We start from the raw sequence: 25,084 nt of genomic DNA on the forward strand, positions 1-25,084 counted from the left end.
TTTTAACTTATTCTGCTGATATTTCTTTTTTTTACTTTTAGATCACCTGAAACCCATATGCATATGGATCGTCTTCGGGATCTATTTTGATGGTATTGTAGCCGTAAACTTTTGCCCAGCCTTCTACACTTGGTATAATGGCCTGGATTCCGTTTAGGTCAACAACTTCCTCTACTTTTCCGATAAACTTACTACCAATAAAACTCTCATGGATAAAATCCTCTCCCCGTTTTAGCTTTCCTTTGGCAAACCACTGTGCCAAACGGGCAGAAGTACCGGTTCCGCATGGCGAACGATCAATGGCTTTATCACCATAAAAAACAGCATTTCTGGCCGTTGATGTAGGATCAATAGTTTTTCCCGTCCATAATATATGGCTACAGCCGTTTATCGTAGGATCTTGTGGATGAACAAAGCTGTAAAGTTCATTGATGCGTTTTCTGATGATCTGGCTCCAGCTAATCAACTGCGAAGCACTGTAATTTTCTAATCCCGGAAAATTTTCCTGAGGATCGACGATGGCATAGAAATTTCCACCATAAGCTACATCAAAAGTAAGCGTACCCAAATCAGGACATTCAACCTGGAGATTTTCAGCCGCGAGATAAGAAGCTACATTTTTCAGCTTAACAGACTTTACTTTTTTTCCATCCTGCTTGTACTCGATCAATACCAATCCTGCTGGCGCTTCCATTCTGATCTGCCCTGGTATTTTCGGTTGGATAAGCCCTTCTTCAATAGCAATGGTAATGGTACCGATGGTACCATGCCCACACATTGGCAAACATCCACTGGTCTCGATAAAAAGTACAGCTACATCATTAGCCGGATCATGAGGTGGATATAAAATACTACCCGACATCATATCATGCCCGCGTGGTTCGAACATCAGGCCTTTCCTGATCCAGTCAAATTCTTGCAGAAAATGCTGACGCTTTTCGCTCATGTTCGAGCCGGTAAGCTGAGGCCCTCCACCTGCCACTAACCTAACCGGATTTCCGCAGGTATGTGCATCTACACAAAAAAAAGTTTTACTCATGAGATTTCGTTAATTGTTGATTGACCGTTCTGAAAATACCCAGCGGGTTGCCATCTTTCAATTCATCTGGTAATAACTCCTGCTCCCAATCCTGATAAGCCAAAGGCCTGACAAAACGATTGATAGCGGTAGAGCCTACAGAAGTAAAACGACTATCGTTGGTTGCAGGGAATGGACCACCATGTTGCATGGCCGCACAAACTTCTACACCTGTAGGCACACCATTCAGTATAATTCTTCCGGTTTTATCAGTTAACTTGTTTACCAAAGCCTGGTAATCTCTAAGCTCCTGTTTTTCGGCCATTAAAGTAACGGTAAGCTGACCCTCTAACACTTCAACGGCCTGCTCCAGTTCAGCATGATCCTGGGCAACAACCAACAGAGAATATGGTCCGAAAATTTCTTCGCGTAGTTTTGGATTTTTAATAAAATCGGCAGCACTTACCTGAGCTATTTTCGCTTCTGATTGATTTTGAAGTTCCGTATTTTTCACCGTTGATGCCGATAAAAGCACGACACCATCTTCATTTACAACTTCAGCAGAAAGTTTGCCATAATTATGGGCAATACCTTCGGTAAGCATTGTTGCCGATGGAACGGTTGAAATGGCCTCTTTTAAAGCAGTCTTAAAGTTTTCGAGTGCAGGCGATTGTATGGCTAACAATAACCCGGGATTGGTACAAAACTGACCTGCTCCCAAGGTAATGGATGCTGCATATTTTTTAGCCAGTTCTTCTGCCTGATTTTCTATGGCAAACGGGAGAAAAATTACAGGGTTTATACTGCCCATTTCTGCAAAAACCGGAATTGGTTGTTCACGTTGTTGAGCAAGGTTAATTAAGGCCATACCGCCTTTAAACGAACCGGTAAACGTTACGGCTTTAGTTAAGGGATGTTGAACCAGCCCAGCACCAACAGCGTAACCATCATCATATAACAAAGAGAAAACACCTTTAGGCATTCCCGTTTTTTCTGCTGCTTTAATAATGGCACCACCTACCAAAGCACTGGTTCCATAATGTGCGGGATGCGCTTTAACCACCACCGGACAACCAGAAGCTAGCGCTGATGCGGTATCGCCGCCTGCAACAGAAAAAGCAAGCGGAAAGTTGCTTGCACCAAAAACCACTACTGGTCCGATTGGAATGAGCATTCGCCTGATATCTGGTCTCGGTAAAGGCTGTCTGTCAGGTAATGCCGTATCAATAATGGCATCAACCCAAGAGCCTTCTGCAACCAAACTGGCAAATAACCTTAACTGACCCGTAGTTCTGCCCAACTCACCCTGTAAACGGGCTAAAGGCAAACCACTTTCTGCTGAAGCCCTGTTTACCAGTTCTTCACCAAGATTGGCAATTTCATCGGCAATGGCATTTAAAAATGCTGCTTTAAGATCTTTGTTTAAGTTTCTGTAGCTTTGAAAAGCAGCTGTTGCTGCTGTTAAGGCATCATCAACCAGTTTTTCGTTAGCTTTGAAAAATTCGCCATCAAGCGTTAATCCCGTTGCGGGATTAACAGCTTTAAGGCTTCTTTCATTAACTTCAATATAAGTACCGGCTACAATATTTTTTCCGTTCATATTTGATTTTTAAACTATTTGCCCCAACTACCTGCAGGTAATTCCGGACGAACAGCTAATGCATCATTAATAATTTTCAATACTTTCTCTCTTTCTGCACCACTTAATGGTAAACGCGGGGCACGAACCGCTTCAGTTCCCAATCCGGTTGCCACCTCTGCTAATTTAATGTATTGTACCAATTTTGCATGAATATCCAACTCAAGCACAGGTAAAAACCAACGGTAAATTTTCAATGCTTCGGCAATGCGATTTTCTTTAACCAACCTGAAAATAGCAACGGTTTCTCTAGGGAAAGCATCAACCAAACCTGCAACCCATCCATGTGCACCCATTACAATACTTTCCATTGCTAAAGGATCTACTCCGGTAAAGATTTTAAAACGGTCGCCAAAACGGTTGATCAATCTGGTTACGTTTGATACATCTCTTGTTGATTCTTTGATGGCCTGGATGTTGTCGTATTTGGTTAAAACCTCGAACATGTCCAAAGTTACTTCGATTTTATAATCAACAGGATTGTTATAAATCATGATCGGCAGACTGGTGCTTTCTGCAACAGCACCAAAAAAGGCTAATGTTTCATCCTGAGCGGCATTATAGCGCATTGGCGGCAACAGCATTAAACCTTGCGCACCAAGTGATTCTGCTTTTTTAGCTACTTCGATTGCTTTTTTTGTAGTTGATTCTGCAATATTCAATAAAACCGGAACGCGACCATTTACCACTGTTAAGGTATGTGATAACAAACCAAACTTTTCTTCATCCGTTAGTACACTGGCTTCGCCCAGCGATCCACCTAATATAATTCCTTCAGCACCTGCTTCTAATTGCGCTTCGATATTTAAATCGAACGCTGGAAAATCTAACTCATCGTTTGCTGTAAATTTAGTGGTTACAGCCGGGAAAACCCCAGTCCATTTGATACTCATTTTAATGTTATGTTTTAATAAATATTTTCAAAATTCATCTCGCCAATTCCCAAAAAGCCAGGATACATCGGCAAATATTACCCCATCATTGATCCACAATCAATGCGTTTAAATGATGTTCAAAGTTAGGGAATCACCAGGCAGCAATATTGTTAGATTTTAACCGATAATGGTCGTAAATGCGCCACTTCAACCAGATAAATCTGGTATTAGAAAGCAAAATTCATTAATAAAAAGAACGAGAGATGAATAAAAAAGTTATCCTATTGCACAACAACTCCTCTAAATCAGCTGAATAGAAAAATACCTGTTACCTATTCTATCCGAAGATATTTATTTTGTATTTTTCACCTGAAGGTAATACATAAATTCGATACCCGATGTTGTAAAAAGTGCATCCTGACCTTTGGCCAGACTAACCTGCTGCCAGTTTTGCGAAGGTATTATTTTTAATGTTGTAACGCCTTCTTTTTTCAGACTTAAAGGCAGGTTGAACCCCTTAACACAATTGCTATACCGGTAAAAAGCTTTGCCATCTTTAAGGTAATATTCGAATACCGGAATCTGCACCGTACGGAGATACTGATCAAAAACTTTTGAAAAATTGTAACCTGCTTTTTTGGAAATATAATTTTCAATCTGTGCAGTAGTTACCGTTTGATGATAAAAAGTTTGATTTAGCCCCCGCAATATGGATCTAAAAAGCTGGTCGTTATTTAAACTATGCCTGATGGAATGCAGCATATTGCCTCCTTTTGGATACATATCGCCGCTGCCTTGTGCATTTACGCCATAAGGCGGAATAATGGGGCTATCATTTCTGATACCTTTTCTAATACCGAAATTATACTCGTTTCCAGCGTTAGTGCCAAAAGTATAATCTACAAAAAGTGTTTCACTGTAGTTGGTGAAACTTTCATGCACCCACATATCGGCCAGGTCATTAGTGGTAATGTTGTTGCCAAACCATTCGTGCCCACTTTCATGAATGATGATGAAATCCCACTTTAACCCCCAACCATTACCCGACATATCTTTACCTCTATAGCCGAATTTATAACCGTTGCCATAAGAAACGGCCGATTGATGTTCCATACCCGTATGCGAAGCATCGATCAACTGATAACCATCTTCATAAAAAGGATAAGGCCCGAACCAATACTCCATGCTTTTCATCATTTTATGTACCTGATCAGGCATGTAGGTTTTCGCTTTGGGGTAATTATAATCCAGTACCCAATAGTTCACATCAAGTGCGCCCTTTTCTCCGGCATATTTCTCCTTAAAATTTACGTATTTGCCAATGTAAGGAATAATGCAATAATTGCTGATCGGATTTTTAACATTGTACTGATAGGTAGCGGTTCCATCGTGGTTATCTTTCTTAAATACCAGGCGGCCATTACCCACGGCGATCAACGTATCCGGAACGGTCATGGTTAAAGAAGCACCTAAATTCGGTTCGTCGCTTTGATGATCTTTATTCGGATACCACACCGAAGCACCTAAGCCCTGGCAGGCCACTGTCATCCACGGTCGCGAAAGCGAGTCGGTAGTAAAAATAAAACCACCATCCCAGGGTGCTTTTTTGGCTTGGTGAACCTTTCCATGGTAAAAAATATGGACATTATTCAAAGCAGATAACTTTTGTGCAGGTACATGTACATACCACACACTGCCTACATGTTCGAATTTTAACTTTGAACCGCCATTATATAAAACGCTGTCAATAATTAAGGGTTCCTGCAAATCGATCTGCATGCGGGTGTTGCCATTATTTTGACGCACTACTTTATAAACGATCTTATTTGAACCCATGATGCTTTTATCATTGTAATCTGGCTTAACAGCCAGTTCGTAACGCTGTACATCCCACCAGGTCCGTTCGGCATTCAGGCTGCCCCTTAAGGTGTCGGCCAAAGTATAAACTTTTGTTGGTGACTGCGCAAATAGCAGGGTACTCAACGTTAAGAAAACTAGGTTTAAGGAGATTATTTTTTTCATATTTTTTTGCTGGTTATCATGTTGCAATAGCGTATGCTTAATTTGAAAAGCACTTTCAGCTTTTCATCGGTTACGGCAGCCCTGCTATCCCTCCTGCTCCGATGAAGAATCGGGAGCATCCGTTCTATCAGGTTTATTTAACCTGGGTTTGTGCCAAACATCCCGTTTCTATCCCGTGCATCAGCCTGTGTTTTTAGCCCTGACAGGAGCGGGCATTCCGATCCTTTACCGATAAATCGGCACTGAAATTAGCATCGGAATAAAGCGGATGGCAGGAACCTCCTTTAAAAAAAACGAATGACCCTGCGCTCCAAAACAAAAAAATCTTTTATTCCAAATAGCAGCCTATCTTAATAAGCTTCGCTTCTAACCGATTCTATTTCTTCAGTAGTTATGGCCAAATATTTCCCCAGCATCCGGCTTCCATTATCTGTGATCAGAAAATCATCTTCAACCCTGATGCCAGTAAAGTTTCTAAATTGCTCTAATTTATCGTAGTTAATAAATTCGGCAAACTGATTAGCGGCTTTCCAACGATCGATCAGTTCCGGAATAATATAAACACCTGGTTCTACCGTTAACACATATCCTTTTTCCAGCGCTTTGCCCAATCTTAACGATTTTAAGCCAAACTGGGTAGTATTTTTGGTCAGCTCATCGGTATAACCTACATACTGCTCACCTAAATCTTCCATATCATGTACATCTAAGCCCATCATATGTCCGGTTCCACATTGGAAGAACATGGCATGCGCACCGGCCTGTACCGCATCTTCTATATTACCCTTCATCAGGCCAATATCCTTTAAACCCTGCGCCAGCATTTTACAAGAAGCCAAATGTACATCTAAGTACCTTACGCCCGGGGCGAGCATATTTTTGCCATGCGTATAAGCATTCAATACAATATCATAAACATCTTTTTGCTCAGCAGTAAATTTCTTGCCTACAGGAAAAGTACGTGTAAGATCGCCAGCATAGCCTAAACCGGTTTCTACACCGGAATCGTTTAATACCAGTTGCCCTTCCCTGAGCTGATTGCCATGGTAATGGTTATGCAAAATCTCTCCGCGAACGGTTAAAATAACAGGATAGGCCAGATTTCCGCCCGAAGCCAATGCAGCACCTTGAATTTTAGCGGCAAGTTCGCGTTCATACATACCAGGTTTAGCCTGCTGCATCACCATTAAATGAATATCAGCAGATATTGCTGCCGCACGATCCAGTTCGTCAACTTCTTCAACAGATTTAACTGACCGTTGTGCTACTACCGCCTTAATAAAGCTAACTGAAGCTTTTTCTTTAAGTTGATCAATAGACAGGTTGAGCCAGCTGGCCAATTTAATTTTATTTTCAGATCGGTAAGGTGGTAAGAAATGAATCTCACGTTTTTTATCTAAGTATTGTTTAAGATAAGTATTTAGCTGTGCATAGGGCAATACTTTGGTTAGGCCAGCATCCAGGCTTTTTTCTTCAAGTGTTTTCTGCCTGCCCATCCATACAATATCATCAATGCCCATTTCATCACCGAAAAGAATTGTCTCCTCTTCATCCAGGTCAATTATGGCGCCTAAGGATGGATCGTTGATACCAAAATAATATAAAAAGGTACTATCCTGCCTAAAATGATAGGTATTGTCCTTGTAATTCATCGGGCTACCTTCATTACCCAAAAAGAGTAATATTCCCGAATTTATTTTTGATTTTAATGCTGCTCTTCTTTCGAGGTAAACTTTCTTTTCAAACATATTTTTTCAGTTAAGCAAATATCCCAAAAGCTAATTTTATTCAATAACAATTAATTGCACTGGCTAAAATATGGGATGTATCTGCAAATTATAAGCTATTAATCCGCCCTAAAAGTCACAATAAATTTCATTTTAACGAAATAGAAATGAAGAATCAGTTAAAAATCAAGCCATATACTGCTGTCATGCTTGTTATTTATAAAATTTATATATAAATTATTGAAATTTAAAATATTGACATATTTCATTTAAAGTATTACTTATTATTTTAACAATTTTTTATTAGCAGATCGTTTTAAAAAAGATATTATAATAATTTTATCAATTTGATTATCAATTTATATAATGAACGGTATTAAATCTATCTATAATATAGAAACTTCAAACCGCTCATTATCTTATTTCAATAACTCATAATTAGATTTTCTTATTATCTAATCGTTATCTCAATTTTGTCCCTAGGGTTAAGCGCAGCATCACTACAGATTAATGAATGGTGTTGATTTTTAAATTCAATAGCGAAACAACGATTCAGAGACTCTATTCAATTCCAGTCTGTCCGTATTGTCAGGTGTACTACGGATTAATGAATGGTGTTGAGTTTTAAACTCGATAGCGAAACAACGAGTCGGAGACTCTATTTTATTCCATCATCCGTAGCGCCTTTCAAAACGCTACGGATAAAACGGATAGATGTTTAAAGGTGATGGTCTATTATTTTTGAAGAATGACTTCGGTGGTGTGATCTTTTTCAAGCGGGAATTCATACCCTCCCCTTTTCTCTGTGCTTTTACTTCTTACTGAATAAACACCAGTTCCTTTAACTTTTGCAGGTTGCGATAACCGCAGTAAGGCGTTAGCCGTATATTCACCCGCTTTAGCAAGTTTTAGCCGGATTTCACCATTTATCGTATTATATTTTACTTCATCAATGGTACCGGCATCAAGACTGATCCAAAGCCCTGCTGGCGCAATGTAAACTGATGATTTTGCTGCCGTAGTTAATTTAACATTGACCGTATTGCCAGTTTTATTCAGATTGCCACCAAAAGCTAACCATCCGAATTCAGGATGATTTAAAATGTAAGAGGCGGTATTAACCGCGTAGCCAAAAAAACCAGAGCCATAATCGCCCGTAATCCCGTCATTTTTCAAAGTTGATGGATAAGCATGGAATGCTGCTGGCGCAAAACCTTCCTGGGTAATGTTAGAAATGCCGCCCAACAGGCCGCCATAACCTGCTCGTAAAAGATAGAAATCGCCAGGGTTTTTACGGTAATCCATTAAAACGGGAATGGCGTTAAGTGCTGAACCGTAATGATGGATCATCCTTTCTATACGCGAAAGTTTACCGCCATAAAGAAAATCCCAGTACCTACGGGCATTACCATTGTACGCCCAGTGCGGCAATACAGGCATATAGGCCAGGATGGCATCAAGCGTTACATTTGCTTTATCCTGGTAGCCAAAATAACTCGACCATACGTAAACTTCTTCTTGACCTGTAGAATCCCAAGGCATTTCACTACCAAATGGATATTGCAACGAGCGCCAGTGGTTGGCCCGTTTTTTCATTTCATTTTCTAACCGGGTAGCTTCTGCGGTTAATCCCTCATTCTTGAGGTCGTTTAAGATGAGATAGAATACTGTACCCTCCATCTGGCCAAACTCTGAATAGTAAGGTGCAATATTAACCATAGCCATACCTGTTTCGGCAGCATCAATAAGATGTTGTTTCCAGCTCTGCTCTGTTATAAGACCTCTATAATTACGTGCCAAACGGTACATCACCCAGTGGGCTGCTGCAACATGCGGGTAATTGTAAGATCGGCCGAGGTTATCAGCCTCTTTTTTTGGCCATGCAGACCATACTTTAAAATTAATGTTTGCATCATAAGTACCCTTAGGAAGTGAATCTGGTGCATAGTAAAACAAGCTCTTTTTTACACCATATTTCTGGGGGCCGCTTTTAAGCTGTAACCTGCCAAACATTACGCTATCTACAAATTGTTTTAGTTTATCTACTTCTTCTTTTTTGGGCTGTACCAATTGTTTCATGATGGCGCCTAACCACGAACCTGCACCTCCCTCATCGCTTAAACCAGAAATCCATGCCCGGTTATCCTGAACTACCTGCTGTTGCTTTTCATTGTCGTAGGTAATCACCGAAGGAGTTCTGTTAAAAACAGGATCCGGCTGGTTAAACCACTGCCTGGTAGTTAAAAAATTACCATAACTCGCAATCACACTGCTTTCAGGATCGATCACTTTGTAGTTTATGGTTTGTTCCAAGCCATCTTCATAAGTAATGGATAACCTTGCCCTTCCCCATGTATCCCCCTTTACCGAATAACTTTTCCAACCGTTTTTGGTTGAGCCTGACGCCACAACTCTTAAGGCATTTTTGGGCTGAACCTGAATAGCTTTAATCTTTTTGGGGTAATTTATGAATAGTTTCCCTTCAACATCTCTCGCTAGCACATAACCCGGAACAGATATGGCTACCGGTCTCTTGTTTTCAATCAGCTTATTCTCGATATCTTTCGCGGTACCCGAAAGAATAAACTGAAGGGCGTAACTCCTGCTTTCGCCTGGTTTTAAAACTGTTGAAGTTGGGGTGTTCCATTGCTCGGCATTTTTCCACTCGTTTTCAGCATAGGCTTTACTATACACCATCCATTCGTAAAAACCTTCAAAAGCAATTCCTCTTGGCGTACGGTCGTCGTTAAGTGGATTGTAAGCCTCAAACGGTGTATGCCCTAATGGTGCAACCAGTAACGAAGGCGCATGTCCGCTTAAGCGGGTAACCTGTAAATAACCGGCATCTTTTCCAATGTATGGATCATAAAATACATTCTTGGCATGGGTCTGTTCCAGTGTACGCCCTTCTAAAATATTGTCAAAAATCATGGGTATTCCCAATGCACCAATTTCAACGTTTCGATCCGTTTTATTTTTAAGTTCGAAACGCAGTACAAGTTTCCCATTAAGCATTTCCCAGGTCCTTTTCACCTGTAATGGAATATCAGCAGGAAGTGTAGCTGCAAGATCAGCAGCTGCAAGGGCATTTTTACCTACCTGGATGCTTTTTACAGGGCTCCGTTTTGCCGCAGTGCTGTAGCTCTTCCAGCCTTCTTCGCCAGTGTAGCGTAATTTTAAATTGATATCGCCCAAGTGGTACAGACCATCTGAACTCCGCACTTTTAAACTATCGCCGGGTACAAAATCGAAATCTTTAACCAATTTTGGCTGAAGACCTGCTACGGTTTGAGATGATTTAACGAGCTTTAAATTAAACGCCCCGGCATTATAAGATGAAAAACCATTTTCCAAACCTAAAGTGGAAGGCCTTTTCCCTAAGGCAATCCACGGCGACTGGGCCTGGACAACCTCAATATTCACTAAAAATAAAATAAAGCAAAATATTGCTTTAAAAGTGTTTAAGAATAAATATTTATTTTTTATTGGCTCAATAATCATGACGAAACGCAGATTTTGTGAATTTAGTTAACCAAAAGTAAAATTTAAAAGTAAAGCATGTACCGAAATCTTAAAATAGCGCAAAATCGGTAAAGAATTGGTGTATTTATAGTAAGTTCAGCGCCCTAAGATAAGTGAATGGCAGATCAGATGGTAAATAGCATGAATTGCTTTCCTACGTCAAATTATTAACTACATAAGGGATATAAGAACATTAAAAAAATTGATCGATAAGTGGAAGGATCCTCGGTAAGCTCAGACTGACAAAGTTTATATTAAACCCATTTAATTTCCCGCAGAAAACGCAGATAATACAGGAGTGGATTACATAGGCTGCTGAAAAGACCATCTCAGCAACGATGATAGCTTAAGAAGTCAGCTTATTCGAAAACATTGGCGTGAAAAGCACTTTACTCACCGCATCACCATTCCCAACCTGATTGGAAAATGATAATGCATTGGTACGGTTTGTACATTGAGGTTCCGACCGTGCGAATTTACGACCGTTATTTATATTACTGTTAATAAATAATTAAACAGGCTGACATTTACCTTTCAACCATTTGGCTTCTTCCTCGAACAGCATGGGTTCTAGCTGCTGGAACACCATCTGGTTGTATTGATTCAGCCACTCGATCTGATCTGCCGATAAAAGCGTTTTATTGATGATAGTGGTATCGATAAAACATAAAGTTAAGGTTTCGAAAGTGAGAAAGTGACCAAATTCACTACTGCTGCCAGGTACACATAAAACAAGGTTTTCAATTCGTACACCGTGTTTTCCCGGGCGATAAATACCAGGTTCAATGGAGGTTACCATGCCTGGTTTAAAAACTACGTCTACATTAGCCGGACTAATATTCTGAGGTCCTTCATGTACATTCAGAAAAAAGCCTATTCCATGTCCGGTTCCATGCCCAAAATTTACAGCATGTTCCCACAGCGGTTTTCTACAGATCGAATCGATCTGATAACCTTTGGTGCCTTCCGGAAAAATTACTTTAGAGCCTTCTATTAACCCTTTAAGCACTAAAGTATAATCATCGGCCTGGGTTGCTGAACATTTACCAATGGGCATCACCCTGGTAATATCGGTTGTGCCGTATAAATATTGACCTCCTGAATCGACAAGAAACAAACCATCACCTAAAATTTCCTGATTGCTTTCTGCTGTTACGTTATAGTGTGGCAATGCACCATTTGCATTGTAACCCGCTATGGTATTAAAACTCAAACCTACGAAAGATTCTTGTTCTGCTCTGAATGAAGCCAGTTTTTCTGCCGCAGACCATTCTGTAATCTGTTCTTTACCTGAACGCTCTTCCATCCATTTAAAGAACCTCGTTAACGCTACACCGTCATACAACATTGCCTTGCGGATATGCTTAATTTCGGTATCGTTCTTTACACTTTTTAAATTCGTGCTCGGATTAATACCTGAAATTATTTTACAACCTTTTGGCAAACATTCAAATAAGCCGAAACAGGTACGTTTTGGATCAATAAAAATCCGGATATCTTCTGGTAGTTCTTTTAGTGCTGTAGCCACATCAGTATAGGGATGCAGTGCCACACCTTGCTGGTTTAATGTCTGGATATCCCTTTGTGATAGTTTTTGTTTGTCTATAAATAGTTGAACCTCTTCCGTTGTTATTAAAGCAAAACTTAAAGTTACCGGATTATAATCTACGTCTTGCCCTCGTAAATTAAACAACCAGGCAATATCATCAAGTGATGAAATTAAATGATAATCTGCTTTATTTATGCTTAAAACTGTCCTCACCTCATTAATTTTAGCTGAAATGCTAAGTCCTGCAGCTTCCTCATTGATTAAAAAAGCATTTTCTACAGGCAGCCCTACCCTATCCTGCCAGATGTCGCTAATCAAATCAACATGGATTGTTTCTATTTCATTCTGAGCTAAATTATGCTGTAACTCCTGGGCCAATGCCACTGTGATGAGTTCGTAATTAAAACCTACCTTTGCTCCTCTTGGCAGCGTCTCGCATAACCAACTGATGTACTCCGGGGTGTGCGGCACTTTTAGTCTTACCAGTTCGTAACCAGTACCAGTCAATTGTGCTTCGGCCTGTGTAAAATATCTCGAATCAGTCCACAAACCGGCAAAATCCTGAGTAATAACCAGCGTACCGGCAGAGCCTGTAAATCCACAGGCGAAGGGGATGGCCTTATAATGTGCAGGTAAATACTCACTAATGTGCGGATCTGCAGCGGTAATAATATAGGCATCTACTTGTTGAGCGAACATTAATTGGCGTACGGCCTGTAATTTTTCTGCAAAGGTCATCGAAGATTTGTTTTATTGGGTCAAATTTAAATATTACACCGACATCTTAAAATAAACAAACCGATGTTTAGGTTATTTTTGGTTGGAATTAGGTTCAATAAAAGCATTATAGTAGGCGAGCTAATAAATTGTTTGATTGTTAATACTACTTCTCCGCAGCTTGTAAAAGCTTTTCGATTAAGGAGCCATCAAACGCTGCGCTGCAGCGCAGCGGAAAGGTATACAGTAAACCGAGCCTTAGGCAAGCTCAGCGATAGTAATTCATTTCAGCGTCGTTCCTGTTAAAAAGATGCTAACTACGAAGTCGCTACAAGTCATTGTAAATATTATTTCTACCTGTAAAAACAAGTTTCAGCCTGGAGAATGGTCAGGTATGGAAGGTTTATGAAACCGTATTTTAAATCAATAATGATCGAATTCAGGTCTTCAGGTGAACATATCCTGAGAGGTTAAACATACCGGTCTATTGCCGGAGCTTTGATTATCTGGTAAGAATCTGATTTCTGAAAGCAGCGTATGTTAAAAACAAGGGCCGATTCCCGCTCGGCCAATGCATGGATGCCCAATGTAAAACGTTGTTTAAAACTTTTGGTACAAGCCTCTTTATGGCAGATTATTTCATAACGCTGCAAATTTTCTACAATCACATCAAGCACATACCTTGGCCATTGTCTTTTGATTAAATCGGGCAACCAGCTAAACTGCTGTGTATCTATTAAATCACCCATCTTTTCAATAACCACCGGGGGAATATCTTCACCTACAATCTGGGTCCAGTTTCCTTCAACTTGATCAATAATACCTAATACCTTACATCCGGATATAACCAACCAAGGATCTGTCATACCTGCACGCATCAGTTGATAGGGTATAGCTGCTGAAAGTTCCTGTTCAAAAAGGTAAGTAAGTTGGATCATAGCGATATCAATTGTTTATCGGCAAATTATTAAGTCGTAACAGTTTATCAATTGTACCGGTAAAACGCTTCATTGAAATCGGCTTGCCGAGATAACATTCAAAATTAGAATCTATTCTCCTTACTTCATTTTCCAGGTGAGAGGAAGCGTAGATTACGAACCTCGCTTTAGAGCGGAGATGCTGAGATAGTTCAGTACCTTTCATCCCATCCATATCAATGTCCAAAAAAAGAAAGTCGATTTGGTCGCCCGCACTAATTGTTTTTAATGCGTCAACAGGATTATCAAAGGCATCAGCTAATTTTAAAAAATGTGTGTCTTCAATATAATCAAGCAGTACATCTATGGCGTGCTGTTCATCGTCAACAATTGCACAACTATAATACATAAGCAAATTTAGATAGGTTACACCAAACTTAACATATCTTAATCCGAATCCATATAGAAAGACATAAAAAGGGTAAAATTACGGTAACTGTTTAAGTATTAATCAGACGAAATTTCTGTTTTATGCATTTTCAAAAAGCGTTCAAAAAAAATACGAACTATTTAATAGCCGGTACATCGCGATGCACAGCAGGTTAAATTCAGTCATCAATACTCCATATATTGCTCCGCAAAGCTACCATCAGCGTATAAATCGATTATTCCGTAACCAGGTGCAGTTTCTCTTCTGTTCCCCTCCCACCAGGCACCAGATACCGCACCATTACAGATATAGGTTACATTGTTATAGACCACTTTATCGCGCATGTGCAAATGACCGCTTAAACACAATCTTACATTGGGATGCGAATAAAAAAGATGAATAATCTTGGCGGTATCGGTATGCATATCTCCACCCAACATCGTCCATTTGTTCACAACATCATCCTCTATCATCAATAACGCAGTAAGGATTGGAATATGGGACATCACCATCATCGGCATTGTTTTACCGGTATTTTCCAGTTCGTTTTTTAACCAGTTGAATTGCTCATCACCCAATTTACCAATATACCAGGTATTATCTATATCCAAATGGGTACTATCCAGCATAATGATTTTCCATCCGTTCTGTATCAGGCTGTAATAAGGTTTAACCAACTGCAATTTATCCATAGCGTATTTTTTCCCGTAAAAAACTTCGCCTTTGCTATCTTCGTTCCACCAGATATCGTGGTTACCCAAACAATAACTTACAGGGATGCTACATTCGTTTTTCATGGTTTCCTGTACCAGTTTCCATTGGCCGTTAATGGCACCAATATTTTCTTTGTTCATATCGAAAACAATATCGCCACCATTTAAAATCAGATCTACTTTTGGCGATTGGGACTGTAAATGGTGCAAACATCTGGCAAATCTTGCCGGTGCATTAAACTGGTTCTTCAGGTGTACATCTGTAAGATGCGCAAGCCTTAAAACAGGCTTTTTTTGAGTAGTTAACGAAACTTTCGACAATGCTGGCAGCAAAAAAAGGCCACCGATACTTCTGAGTGCAGATCTTCTTTCCATCAGTTTGTTATTATTTAAAACGAGTATTGTGATATCATGCTGGATTAAGAAAAAAGCGGCGCTGTAGTAGATACAGGCACCGCTATAGGGATATTTTTCCCTTATTTACTTATTTAGCTTTTGCCAGATGAAAGGCTTGAATAATTTTATGAAAAATTTGATTATTGGGATAAACACCGCTGAAATTTTGTGAGCCAGGACCATAAGCGAAAACCGGAACCATGATCCCCGTATGATCGTTGGTACTAAATTCGCCCCTAACCATTCCTTTATCGGCATCGCCATCTAAAAGTGTTAGTCCACCTGTTTCATGGTCGGCAGTTACAATAACCAATGTTTCGCCGTCCTGATCAGCAAAGCGCAGTGCCTCGGCAACGGTACGGTCGAAGTCGTGAAATTCGGTAACCAGATAAGGCAGATCGTTGCTATGACCACCGTAATCAATCTGCGCACCTTCAGTCATGATAAAGAAACCAGGTTTGTTTTTCGATAAAATCTGCAGGGTATGTGATAAGGAATTTTTAAGCATATTGCCACGGCCTTTTATAACCGGTCTGGTGGCCGAATCGTCGAGCAAAACCAATTGTTTACCCTCATACTGCTTTTCAAAATCACTTAGATTATTGGTTAAGTGAAAACCTTTAGCTTTTAAATCAGCCAAAAGCCTGCTGTTTTTATTTTGCTCGAAAGCTTTGCGGTTAGAACCAACTAAAACTTCGGCCTTGCTGGTCAACAGATCATTCGCAATTGCTCCATTGTAGGATCGGTCGAGCTGATGCGCGTAAAATACCGCTGGTGTTGCGTCGGTCAGATCGCCGGCTGTGATGATGCCACTTTTAATACCGAAAGCAGCTAAGGTATCTACCAAATTGGTTTTATTCTGATTATCAGGCCCCATTCCGATGTAACGGTTATTGGTTTTATAACCTATGGCCATGGCACTCCCACCCGCGGCCGAATCGGTGTTTCCGGCATCAGCAGCAGCGGTTTCAGAAAAGCCGATGTAATGGAATTTGGCCATGTTCAGCTCACCGTGATTGGCAATCAAACCCGCATGGATGGCAGCCAGTCCCATCCCGTCACCGATTAACAAAATGACTTTTTTTGGCGCCTTGTTCTGCCCGTCGGTTTTGTATGTGGGTGTGTAAGTTGTATACGGCTTTGGATTGGTATAACTCAATTTATCCTGATTCAGATAAAAATCTTTCAGTTTGGTTGGTTTATCGGTATTAATCCAATCAGCGCCTAACCTTTCGAGCACAATCCAGGTATTCGGACTATCCTGTGAAGCCCAGAACCGGAAAGGTTTTCCTTTCTGATGTGCCTGGTCTATTGTGGCCCTCAGTTTCAATTCATCGGTTTTGGTCGGGTTGCCCTTTCCATTCCATATAGTATGATTTTTCAAATCATCGCTGATCATCGCAACCCGGCCTAATTGTGCATCGGTATAAATGGTTGTTGGTCTGCCATCAAAAGATAATTTTTCATCATAATTTTTAAAATCGGCCGGAGCAGGCATATCGCCACTAATTACCACTTTAATGGCATTAGCATTCTTTTTGGCATCAAATACTTCTCCATAAGCTTCCAGCTCCTTTAGCAATACCGGGAATACATGCCGGTAATCTTCTTTTACATCAACTACCAGTTGCAACCTTAAGGCCGCATTGGTGTAAGGATGATTTCCTTTTGCTTTAAAAAACCGGGCCAGCGGATCGAGGTATATTTTTTTAAGTGTAAAACCCGGCTTAATTTCTGAAGCTTCATGTGCGACATACAATTCGCCATCTTTTAAAAAAACGTCTGCCTCAATGGATCCCATTTCGGCATAATATGCAGTAAGAAGCGGAATGTCCTGTTTATAATCATTGTGGCTATGCCCATGGTTCGCGTTTAGCCTCACCTGGGCAGATGCACTTTGCAGCCCCAGCACAAAGGCCATTGCCGCAAAGTTTATTGCTATTTTTTTTACCATCCTGGGTTTTGTTTAATTACACCCGCACTGTTATCAATTTCTCTTTGTGGTACGGCCCAAACATCGTGTACCTGTGGATTGAAAGTTCTTGCCGGCCAAATCACACTGCCATCATAATCATGCAAAGGTTTGGCATATGTAGCCTGGGCATCGCCCCACCTCACTAAATCGCGGTGACGATCTGCCCATTCTCCGGCAAGCTCATTTCTACGTTCGCGTTTAAGGTCATCTATAGTCATTCCCGTTTTAGCCCCTAAACCTGCCCGCAGCCTGATTTTGTTCAGTTCGGTATCGCCCGCACCCGCACCGCTCAGGTTAATGGCAGCTTCTGCTTTAATCAGCAATACTTCTGCATAACGCATTAAGGGTACATTTAAATCAGTTGTTCCATTATCTCCGTTGGGGTTAACATGGGTTGGGATCGGGTTGGCGTAAGAAAATGGCTCCATATATTTTTTAAACTGATAATTTGAAGTGGCGCCACCATCTTTGGTAAAGCTACGTTCTGCTCCGAAAAACATAAATTTATCGCCAGGTTTTAAAATAGTTGCTTCCCTGCGTTGATCGCCGGCTTCGTAAGAATCGTAAAGTTCTTTGGTTGGCAGGTAATAACCCCATCCGTTATAAATGCCCCAGGCTTTGTTGGTCAACATTACACCCGGCAGCTTGCTGCCCCAGCCCGTTCCGCCACCGCTTGGTGTACAAACTACCGACCAGATATATTCTTTTGACCAGTTGTTTGAAGCTTTAAAAACATCGGCAAAACCTGTATTAATTAAATCATGCTGGCCGGAGTTGATCACCATATCGGCGTATTTAGCCGCATTGGCATAATCTTTTTTGAATAGATATACCTTAGACAAATAAGCCCATGCTGCAGTTTTATGTGCTTTACCATAATCAGCAGGTTTCATTGCGGAAAAAAAAGGAAGGTTATCGGCTGCTTTTAAAAGAAGCGAAATAATATAATCATAGTTTTCGTTTACATTGCTCGCGCGGGGAATCGGCTGAGATGCATCAGTTTCAGGTTTCACAATCGGCACTCCTGCTTTATCATTTCCATAATTTGCAGCCAGCTGAAAATAAACCAAACCTGCATTAAAATAAGCATCGCCAATAATCTGTTTCTTTAAACTTTCGTCCATATTGATATTGGGCACATTGTTGATGATATCATTGGCACGTTTGATAATGGCATAACGCATGCTCCACTGCGTTTCCGTATAACCACCGCCTACATATGTTCGGTTAAAGTTTTTAATGTTATCCGCCTCTGGCTTGTTACGGCCGGTAACCATATCATCACTGGCATTGATAAACCAGAACATCCCGCGACCGTAAAAATCCTCTGCATTGTAGAGCTCATACATTCCGCCTTCGGCTTTCAATGCATCTTCTTTAGTTTTCCAGAAGTTCTGTGCAGACGGAGAACCTTCTGGTGTAATATCAAGCTGTTTTGTGCATGAAGAGAAAACAGCAAGGGCGGCAAATGCCATATATTTTAAATTCTTTTTCATTGTTGTTGTGATTATAAATTTACGCTTAAACCGAGGATAAAGCTTCTGGCTTGAGGATACCGACCAACATCCACTCCGTTGTTGTCCATTCCGATTTCGGGGTCAAAACCTGAATATTTAGTAATGGTGAAAAGATTATTTGCCGTAGCATAAATTCTTACACCGCCTGTTTTTAATTTATTGGCGATTGATTTTGGTAAACTGTAACCCAAGGTTACGTTGCGGATACGCAGGTAAGAGCCGTTTTCTACATAAAAATCAGAAGCTGCAAAGTTTCCATTGGCATCGCTGGTTGAAATAATTGGCACTTTGCCACCTGGATTCTCTGGCGACCAGGCATCTAAAATACCAACCAGTTTATTGTAAGATGGCCCACTGGCACTATAAGTAGTACGTTTTACCGCATTAAACAATTTATTACCCTGTACACCTTGCGCAAAAATATTGAAATCGAAGTTTTTATAACTTGCATTAAAGCTCAACCCATAAGAGAAATCAGGATAGGCACTTCCAGCGAAATAACGGTCTTTACTATCAATTGATCCGTCGCCGTTAATATCCACAAATTTAAAATCACCCGCTTTTGCGTTCGGCTGTATCTTTTGTCCCTTCGCATTTTTATAGTTATCGGCTTCTGCCTGGCTTTGGAAAATACCATCGGTTTTTAAGACATAAAAACTATACAATGGCTGTCCTACCCTATTGGTTAGCGGGGCAACTTCATTCCTGAAATTGGTAGATACAACCTGGTTTTCTATACCCGGAATAAGTTCTTCTATTTTATTGTTTATTTTGGTTAAAGTAGCATTTACCGAGTAAGTAAAAGCTGCATTTTTATCACTGTTATAAGTTAATCCTAGTTCAATGCCTTTATCTCTTACCTTACCTGCATTAATGATCTGCGTACTTAAACCTGCCGTTCCAGGTAATGTCCTGGTCAGGATCATTTTATCGATTTCTTTGATAAAATAATCTCCAGTAAGATTGAAACGTCCCAATACCGCTACATCAACACCAAAATTGGTTTGTTTAGATTCTGCCCATGCTATGTTAGGATTGGCCAAAACCGTTTGAACATAACCGTTTTGTAAAGTTGGTGTTTGTCCGAAATAACTTTGTGTCGGCATTAGTAATGGATTAACCGCATCAGAGGTAAGTGTTCCTAAATTACCAAGAAAACCATAGCTACCTCTTAATTTCAGTTCATTTAACCAATTTACATCTCTAAGAAAATCTTCTTTGCTCATTACCCATCCAACAGAAGCCGAACCATAATTTCTGGTTCTGTTATTTTTAGAGAGCAAAGATGATCCATCACGGCGACCGATTAACGAGAACAGGTATTTTTCGCGATAGTTGTAGTTTGCCCTTAAAAACAGTGACGAAAGCGCCTGTGCATTATAACCGCTGGAAGAAGGCTGTATAACCGTGGCATTCATTAGATATCTATATTGTACTGATTCATCGTCAAAACCAGACCCTGAAGAATATAAACTACGGAGCTGTGTTTTTTGAAATGAATACCCGCCTGTAAGATCAATTTGATGATTACCAAAAGTACCCTTATAGTTTAACACTTGTTCTGTTAGTAAATCGCTGTTGCGGTTACTGCGTTCCACTAAACTATTGCTCAATACCGGCTTTCCTACTTCAGGTCTTTTAGGTGTAAAGCTTTTAAAGGCAGCATCTGATTTGGTAATGCTTAAATTAGACCTGAAAGTTAAACCTTTGGCCAATTTAATATTAGCATAAGGATTAATTACCAACACATTTACAGGATTGTTGATATCAATACGCATTAAATCGGCAACAGGATTAACAATATCACCATAATCGCCGGCATAAGGCCCCGGCAAACCCGCAAAACTACCGTCGGCATTGTAAGGTGTAGCATTTGTAGGATAATAAATGGCTGAAAGTAAAGCACCGGTATAATCGCTGCTGGTATTGGCTCCGTTTCCATTGGTGCTGCTGTACGACAGGTTTTCGCCCACTTTTAGCCAATCAGTAACTTCGTGTTCGGTATTGATCCTGAAGTTGTAACGTTTGGTTTTGGTATTTAACACAATCCCTTCAGCATTACGGTAATTAAAACTGAGGTAATAATTAGATTTTTCGCTACCGCCGTTTATCGCTGCATTGTAATCCTGTAATAATCCAGTTCTAAAAACCTCATCCATCCAGTTGGTGCGGGTAATCTGCCCGTCAGGATACTTTGCCGGATCAAAAGCGGGTAATAGATTGCTACCGCCATTTTTTGCGGCCGTTGCTGCCACCTGTGCACGTTGTTGCGCATTTAAAGGTTCCAGCTTTTTCCATGCGCTTTGTTGGCCCAATTTAGCGTCAAAACTAATCTGCATTTTTCCGCTTTTGCCTTTTTTGGTGGTAATTAATACCACACCGCCCGAGGCCCTTGCGCCGTAAATGGCAGCAGATCCGTCTTTTAAGACTGAAATTGATTCTATATCATTAGGATTAAGCTGTGGAGTACCCGAAAATATAGATCCATCAATTACATACAGTACATTTTCTCCATTAATACCACCCGATCCGCGGATATTGATACGCGGTGCAGATGTTGGGTCGCCGCCCTCATTGGTTACGATCACACCGGGTGATTTTCCGGCCAATACCTCACCAACACTGTTTAATGAACGTGAAGAAAGTTTATCCAGCCCAACAATACTAATTGCCCCGGTTAAGGTTTCTTTTTTCTGCGTACCGTAACCCACCACTACAACATCAGCAAGTGTTGAACGTTCTTCTTTCAAAACCATATTAATTACCTGTTCTTCGCCTACTTTTGCTTCCCTGGTCTGGTAACCGATCATCGAAAATGAAAGCACTGCGTCAGCACCAACTGCAATGCGATAAGCACCGTTTCCATCGGTAATGGTACCACTTTGTGTACCTAATACTTTTACAGATACGCCCGGAAGTGCCAAACCGGTTGTATCTCTTACTATTCCTGTAATTATCCGGTCTGGTTTATTCATTACGGCTTTGTTTAAGATTACATATCCGCCTTTTTCCAGCACCTGCAAACCAAGTCTGTCTAAAAGCGACCTTACAGGTTCGCTGGTAAAATCGCCGCTTACCAACATGTTTTTTTGTTGCAGCTGATCTGGATTATACACAAAACTGAGGCCGGTACGTGATTCGATTTCTTTGATGATCTCGGTCATCTTGCGGCCTTTACCAATAGTAAGGCTAACCCTGGTTTTCTCTAGTTTCTGTGCCATACCTGCCGAAGCGAGGATTGAGCTACAAAAAATGCAGAGAATTGTAAATGTTAAACATGAGTATTTCATGATCTTATAAAGAGCTGGTGTCCGCTTGGCGGAGGTTGTTTTCATTGCTTAATTTGTTTGATTTTGTTTTTGTAAAGCTTTATTTATGCTGGCTTTGTTGCCAGAAAGAGAGATTGCGGCACCTGGTCTGACCAGTAACCGTACATAATTCTATATCATATCCTTATCTCATCTGTATATTTTAAATGATTTATGATTTTTTGATGCGTTGAACCTGAGGTGGTGCAGACTGCAAAGAATATCCAGAATCTCCTCCGGTGATTGTGTGCTGCTAAAAGATGCAGTTGTTTTAAGTTTGCCTAGAGCGCTATCGTTTAATAGAATTTTAATGCTATATACGTATTGGAGTTTAGTCACCACCTGATCAAGCGTTGCTCCATCAAAAGCAAATTTGATAACAGCTGATGTTTTACTTTTGCGGATGGCAGCACGACCGTTATTTTTATCATAAGTTAAAGACTCATCCTTAACCAGCGTACCCAGTTCGCCTTTTGGATTGCTGACCGCAACTTTACCCGTAACCACGGCAACCTCAAGCTGTTTACTGGCCTGATAAGATTTTATTTTAAAAGAGGTACCCAAAACGCTAATGTTTACACCAGCACTTGTATGTACGGTGAATGGTCTTTTCTCCTGATGGGTAATATCGAAAAATGCTTCACCCTCTTCAAGTTCGATTTGGCGGCTGTTTGAAGCAAATATTTTAGGATAACAGAGTTTTGCCGATGGGCCTAATACTACCACCGAACCATCAGGTAAAATAACCCGCTTCTGCTCCTTACTTCCTGTAAATACGGTTAATTGATTTTCAGACTGTACTTTAGTGTTCAGTTTCCATATCGTGATGCCAATGGTAAGCAAGAGCAATGCAGCAGCGGCAACCCTGACAAAAGTCTGAAATTTGAATACCTTGGCAGTTTTTTGCTCCTGAAACATCGCAACCTGAAGTTGTGCAAACATTTGCGCACTGATTGTTGCTCTACGGTGAGCCGCAACCTCCACTTCTTCTATATGGAGTTTAGCATACCATTCTTCAACCTTTTTTTGCTCTTGTGGATTTGCCTGCTCATCGAGATATTTCCGCAGCAGTTCCTTTGCCTGTTCTTCTGTCATTTACATACATGTCAGTTGAAAAGCGGATAGGTACTAACCAAAAATGTTATCTATAGATTAACTTTATGTTAAACCGATCAATACGGCAATCAGTAAGATATAGGAAAGACTTTTTTTAAGAAGCTTTAGTGCTGCAGAGATTTGGTTTTTCACCGTTTGTACCGAGACGTTCAGTTCTTCAGCAATTTCTTTTATAGATTTCTCCTGTTTTCTGCTCATCGAAAACACCAATTGCATTTTTTCAGGCAATAACGCAATGGCATCATCAACTTCTGAATAAAATTCTTTTAAGATTAGTCTATCGTCAGCCGCTTCGGCATGTTTTTCATCCATCAAAGCTTTAAGCGCATTTTGGTGCTGTTCCTTAATGCTACCAGACTTGAAATAATTAATCACTTTATATTTTACAGCACCATATAAATAGGCACCAAGGCTTCCGGAAAGGTTAATCGTTTTATGATTTTCCCAAAGTGAGATAAAAATCTCCTGGGTAATATCCTGTGAGAGTGCTTCATCACCGGTTTTTCTGAGTGCAACATCAAAAATATCTGACCAATATAAATGGTAGATTTCTTCCATCGCCTGATGGCTTCCGCGTTGTAAAGAGGAGAGTAAAGTTTTGCTCAAGAGATGCTGCCTTTTTTTTTACAGCAAAGCTACCTGCTCAATATTCACTTATTATTAACAAATCTTAAAGAGAAGATTTATCATGAATGAGGCACAATGTTCAGGTAATCACTTAATATTACAGTTCTCTCGATTCAGTTGATCTTCTTTATTCATATCAATGGGCCAAACATTTAAATTAACGGTAGAAGTAAAAACACCTTAATGGAATAAACTTTTGTTCCATAAATAAGCAGAGGATGAATCTACTAACGATTCCTCTCCGATAAATACGCATGCCACAACAGCATGGTGGCAATAGTGCGATAAGGTTTAAATTGCTCTGCCACCAATAACACTTCCTCTTTACCCACCCCTGCTGACAAGCTTTTTACTTTCTTTAGCGAGTTTACGGCAGCCAGATCTCCTATCGGGAAAATATCCTGATGGTGCAGCATAAAAATCAGGTAAATATCTACGGTCCAATCGCCAATCCCCTTGATACTTTTAAGCTGGCTTCTAATGGTCAGATCATCCATTTCCTCCATTCGAGTTAAAGACAATGCCCCACTGACTATATTTTCGGCCAAATGGCGAACATATGCCGTTTTTTGCCTGCTAAAATAACACTCCCTTAATTCCTGATCAGTAAGCAATAACACCCTTGCAGGAGTAACCTCATCAATTTTTTCTTTTAGTTTATTCATTGCGGCCAATGCCGAAGCCAGAGAAACCTGTTGTTCAAGAATAATATGCACTAACGATTCGAAAGTATTTGGACGCGACCAAAAGGGTGGATAACCATATCGATCCAAAATCAGTTGCAAATCCGGATGATGGCCACCTAACAAATCACAAAGTTGATGATAACTGGTCTGGTCAAATTTTTCGAACATAAAAATATAGCTATTTTAATATAATTTCGTTTCGGTTGGTGAGACAATGAACGATAGCATCCAATATAACCGTAACCTTATGCAATACAATTATTCATTATGGGAGCATGAGATTAACTTCAATCCCTAAGGTAACGGAAAAAACCCTATTTTAATCCCTTT

At 40.3% G+C, this 25,084-nt stretch carries 16 protein-coding genes; all 16 read right to left on the bottom strand.

Features of this window, described 5'->3' with window-relative positions; genetic code table 11:
- Nucleotides 1-37 precede the first annotated feature (37 nt).
- Nucleotides 38-1,039 (bottom strand): 4-hydroxyproline epimerase, encoded by a 1,002-nt coding sequence (locus tag ACIQXP_RS00910; protein ID WP_293743543.1) that lies wholly within the window; start codon nt 1,037-1,039, stop codon nt 38-40.
- A complete protein-coding gene (locus ACIQXP_RS00915; protein WP_387504353.1) occupies nt 1,032-2,618 on the bottom strand; it encodes an aldehyde dehydrogenase (NADP(+)) in 1,587 nt (528 codons plus the stop codon). Before ACIQXP_RS00915 ends, ACIQXP_RS00910 begins: the two co-directional genes overlap by 8 nt.
- Before the next feature lie 14 nt (nt 2,619-2,632).
- Entirely contained in the window at nt 2,633-3,550 is a 918-nt protein-coding gene (locus tag ACIQXP_RS00920; protein ID WP_387504352.1) for a dihydrodipicolinate synthase family protein, read from the bottom strand.
- A 333-nt stretch (nt 3,551-3,883) separates the two neighbouring features.
- On the bottom strand, nt 3,884-5,554 hold the full coding sequence (locus ACIQXP_RS00925; RefSeq protein WP_387504351.1) for a M1 family metallopeptidase: 1,671 nt from the start codon (nt 5,552-5,554) through the stop codon (nt 3,884-3,886).
- A gap of 350 nt (nt 5,555-5,904) precedes the next feature.
- Nucleotides 5,905-7,302 (bottom strand): aminopeptidase P family protein, encoded by a 1,398-nt coding sequence (locus ACIQXP_RS00930; RefSeq protein ID WP_387504350.1) that lies wholly within the window; start codon nt 7,300-7,302, stop codon nt 5,905-5,907.
- A 714-nt stretch (nt 7,303-8,016) separates the two neighbouring features.
- Nucleotides 8,017-10,704, bottom strand: coding sequence for a DUF5695 domain-containing protein (locus tag ACIQXP_RS00935; protein ID WP_387504349.1), 2,688 nt, complete (start codon nt 10,702-10,704; stop codon nt 8,017-8,019).
- 610 nt (nt 10,705-11,314) lie between these two features.
- Nucleotides 11,315-13,090 (bottom strand): aminopeptidase P family protein, encoded by a 1,776-nt coding sequence (locus tag ACIQXP_RS00940; RefSeq protein WP_387504348.1) that lies wholly within the window; start codon nt 13,088-13,090, stop codon nt 11,315-11,317.
- Nucleotides 13,091-13,539: 449 nt separating this feature from the next.
- Entirely contained in the window at nt 13,540-14,007 is a 468-nt protein-coding gene (locus ACIQXP_RS00945) for a hypothetical protein (protein WP_293743536.1), read from the bottom strand.
- A gap of 7 nt (nt 14,008-14,014) precedes the next feature.
- On the bottom strand, nt 14,015-14,395 hold the full coding sequence (locus tag ACIQXP_RS00950) for a LytR/AlgR family response regulator transcription factor (protein WP_293743535.1): 381 nt from the start codon (nt 14,393-14,395) through the stop codon (nt 14,015-14,017).
- Between the two features lie 206 nt (nt 14,396-14,601).
- Nucleotides 14,602-15,504 carry a metallophosphoesterase family protein gene (locus tag ACIQXP_RS00955; protein ID WP_387504347.1) on the bottom strand — a complete coding sequence of 301 codons (903 nt, stop codon included), beginning with the start codon at nt 15,502-15,504 and terminating at the stop codon, nt 14,602-14,604.
- Between the two features lie 109 nt (nt 15,505-15,613).
- Nucleotides 15,614-17,479 (bottom strand): alkaline phosphatase, encoded by a 1,866-nt coding sequence (locus ACIQXP_RS00960; RefSeq protein WP_387504346.1) that lies wholly within the window; start codon nt 17,477-17,479, stop codon nt 15,614-15,616.
- Nucleotides 17,473-18,996 (bottom strand): RagB/SusD family nutrient uptake outer membrane protein, encoded by a 1,524-nt coding sequence (locus ACIQXP_RS00965; RefSeq protein ID WP_387504345.1) that lies wholly within the window; start codon nt 18,994-18,996, stop codon nt 17,473-17,475. The genes ACIQXP_RS00960 and ACIQXP_RS00965 overlap by 7 nt, the downstream gene beginning before the upstream one ends.
- An 11-nt stretch (nt 18,997-19,007) precedes the next feature.
- A complete protein-coding gene (locus tag ACIQXP_RS00970) occupies nt 19,008-22,238 on the bottom strand; it encodes a SusC/RagA family TonB-linked outer membrane protein (protein WP_387504344.1) in 3,231 nt (1,076 codons plus the stop codon).
- 237 nt (nt 22,239-22,475) lie between these two features.
- Entirely contained in the window at nt 22,476-23,420 is a 945-nt protein-coding gene (locus ACIQXP_RS00975; RefSeq protein WP_387504343.1) for a FecR family protein, read from the bottom strand.
- A 63-nt stretch (nt 23,421-23,483) separates the two neighbouring features.
- Nucleotides 23,484-24,047 carry an RNA polymerase sigma-70 factor gene (locus ACIQXP_RS00980; RefSeq protein ID WP_293743529.1) on the bottom strand — a complete coding sequence of 188 codons (564 nt, stop codon included), beginning with the start codon at nt 24,045-24,047 and terminating at the stop codon, nt 23,484-23,486.
- A gap of 248 nt (nt 24,048-24,295) precedes the next feature.
- Entirely contained in the window at nt 24,296-24,922 is a 627-nt protein-coding gene (locus ACIQXP_RS00985) for a DNA-3-methyladenine glycosylase family protein (protein ID WP_387504342.1), read from the bottom strand.
- Nucleotides 24,923-25,084 lie beyond the last annotated feature (162 nt).

Origin of the sequence: Pedobacter suwonensis, from assembly GCF_044762335.1 — a bacterium.
GTDB lineage: Bacteria > Bacteroidota > Bacteroidia > Sphingobacteriales > Sphingobacteriaceae > Pedobacter.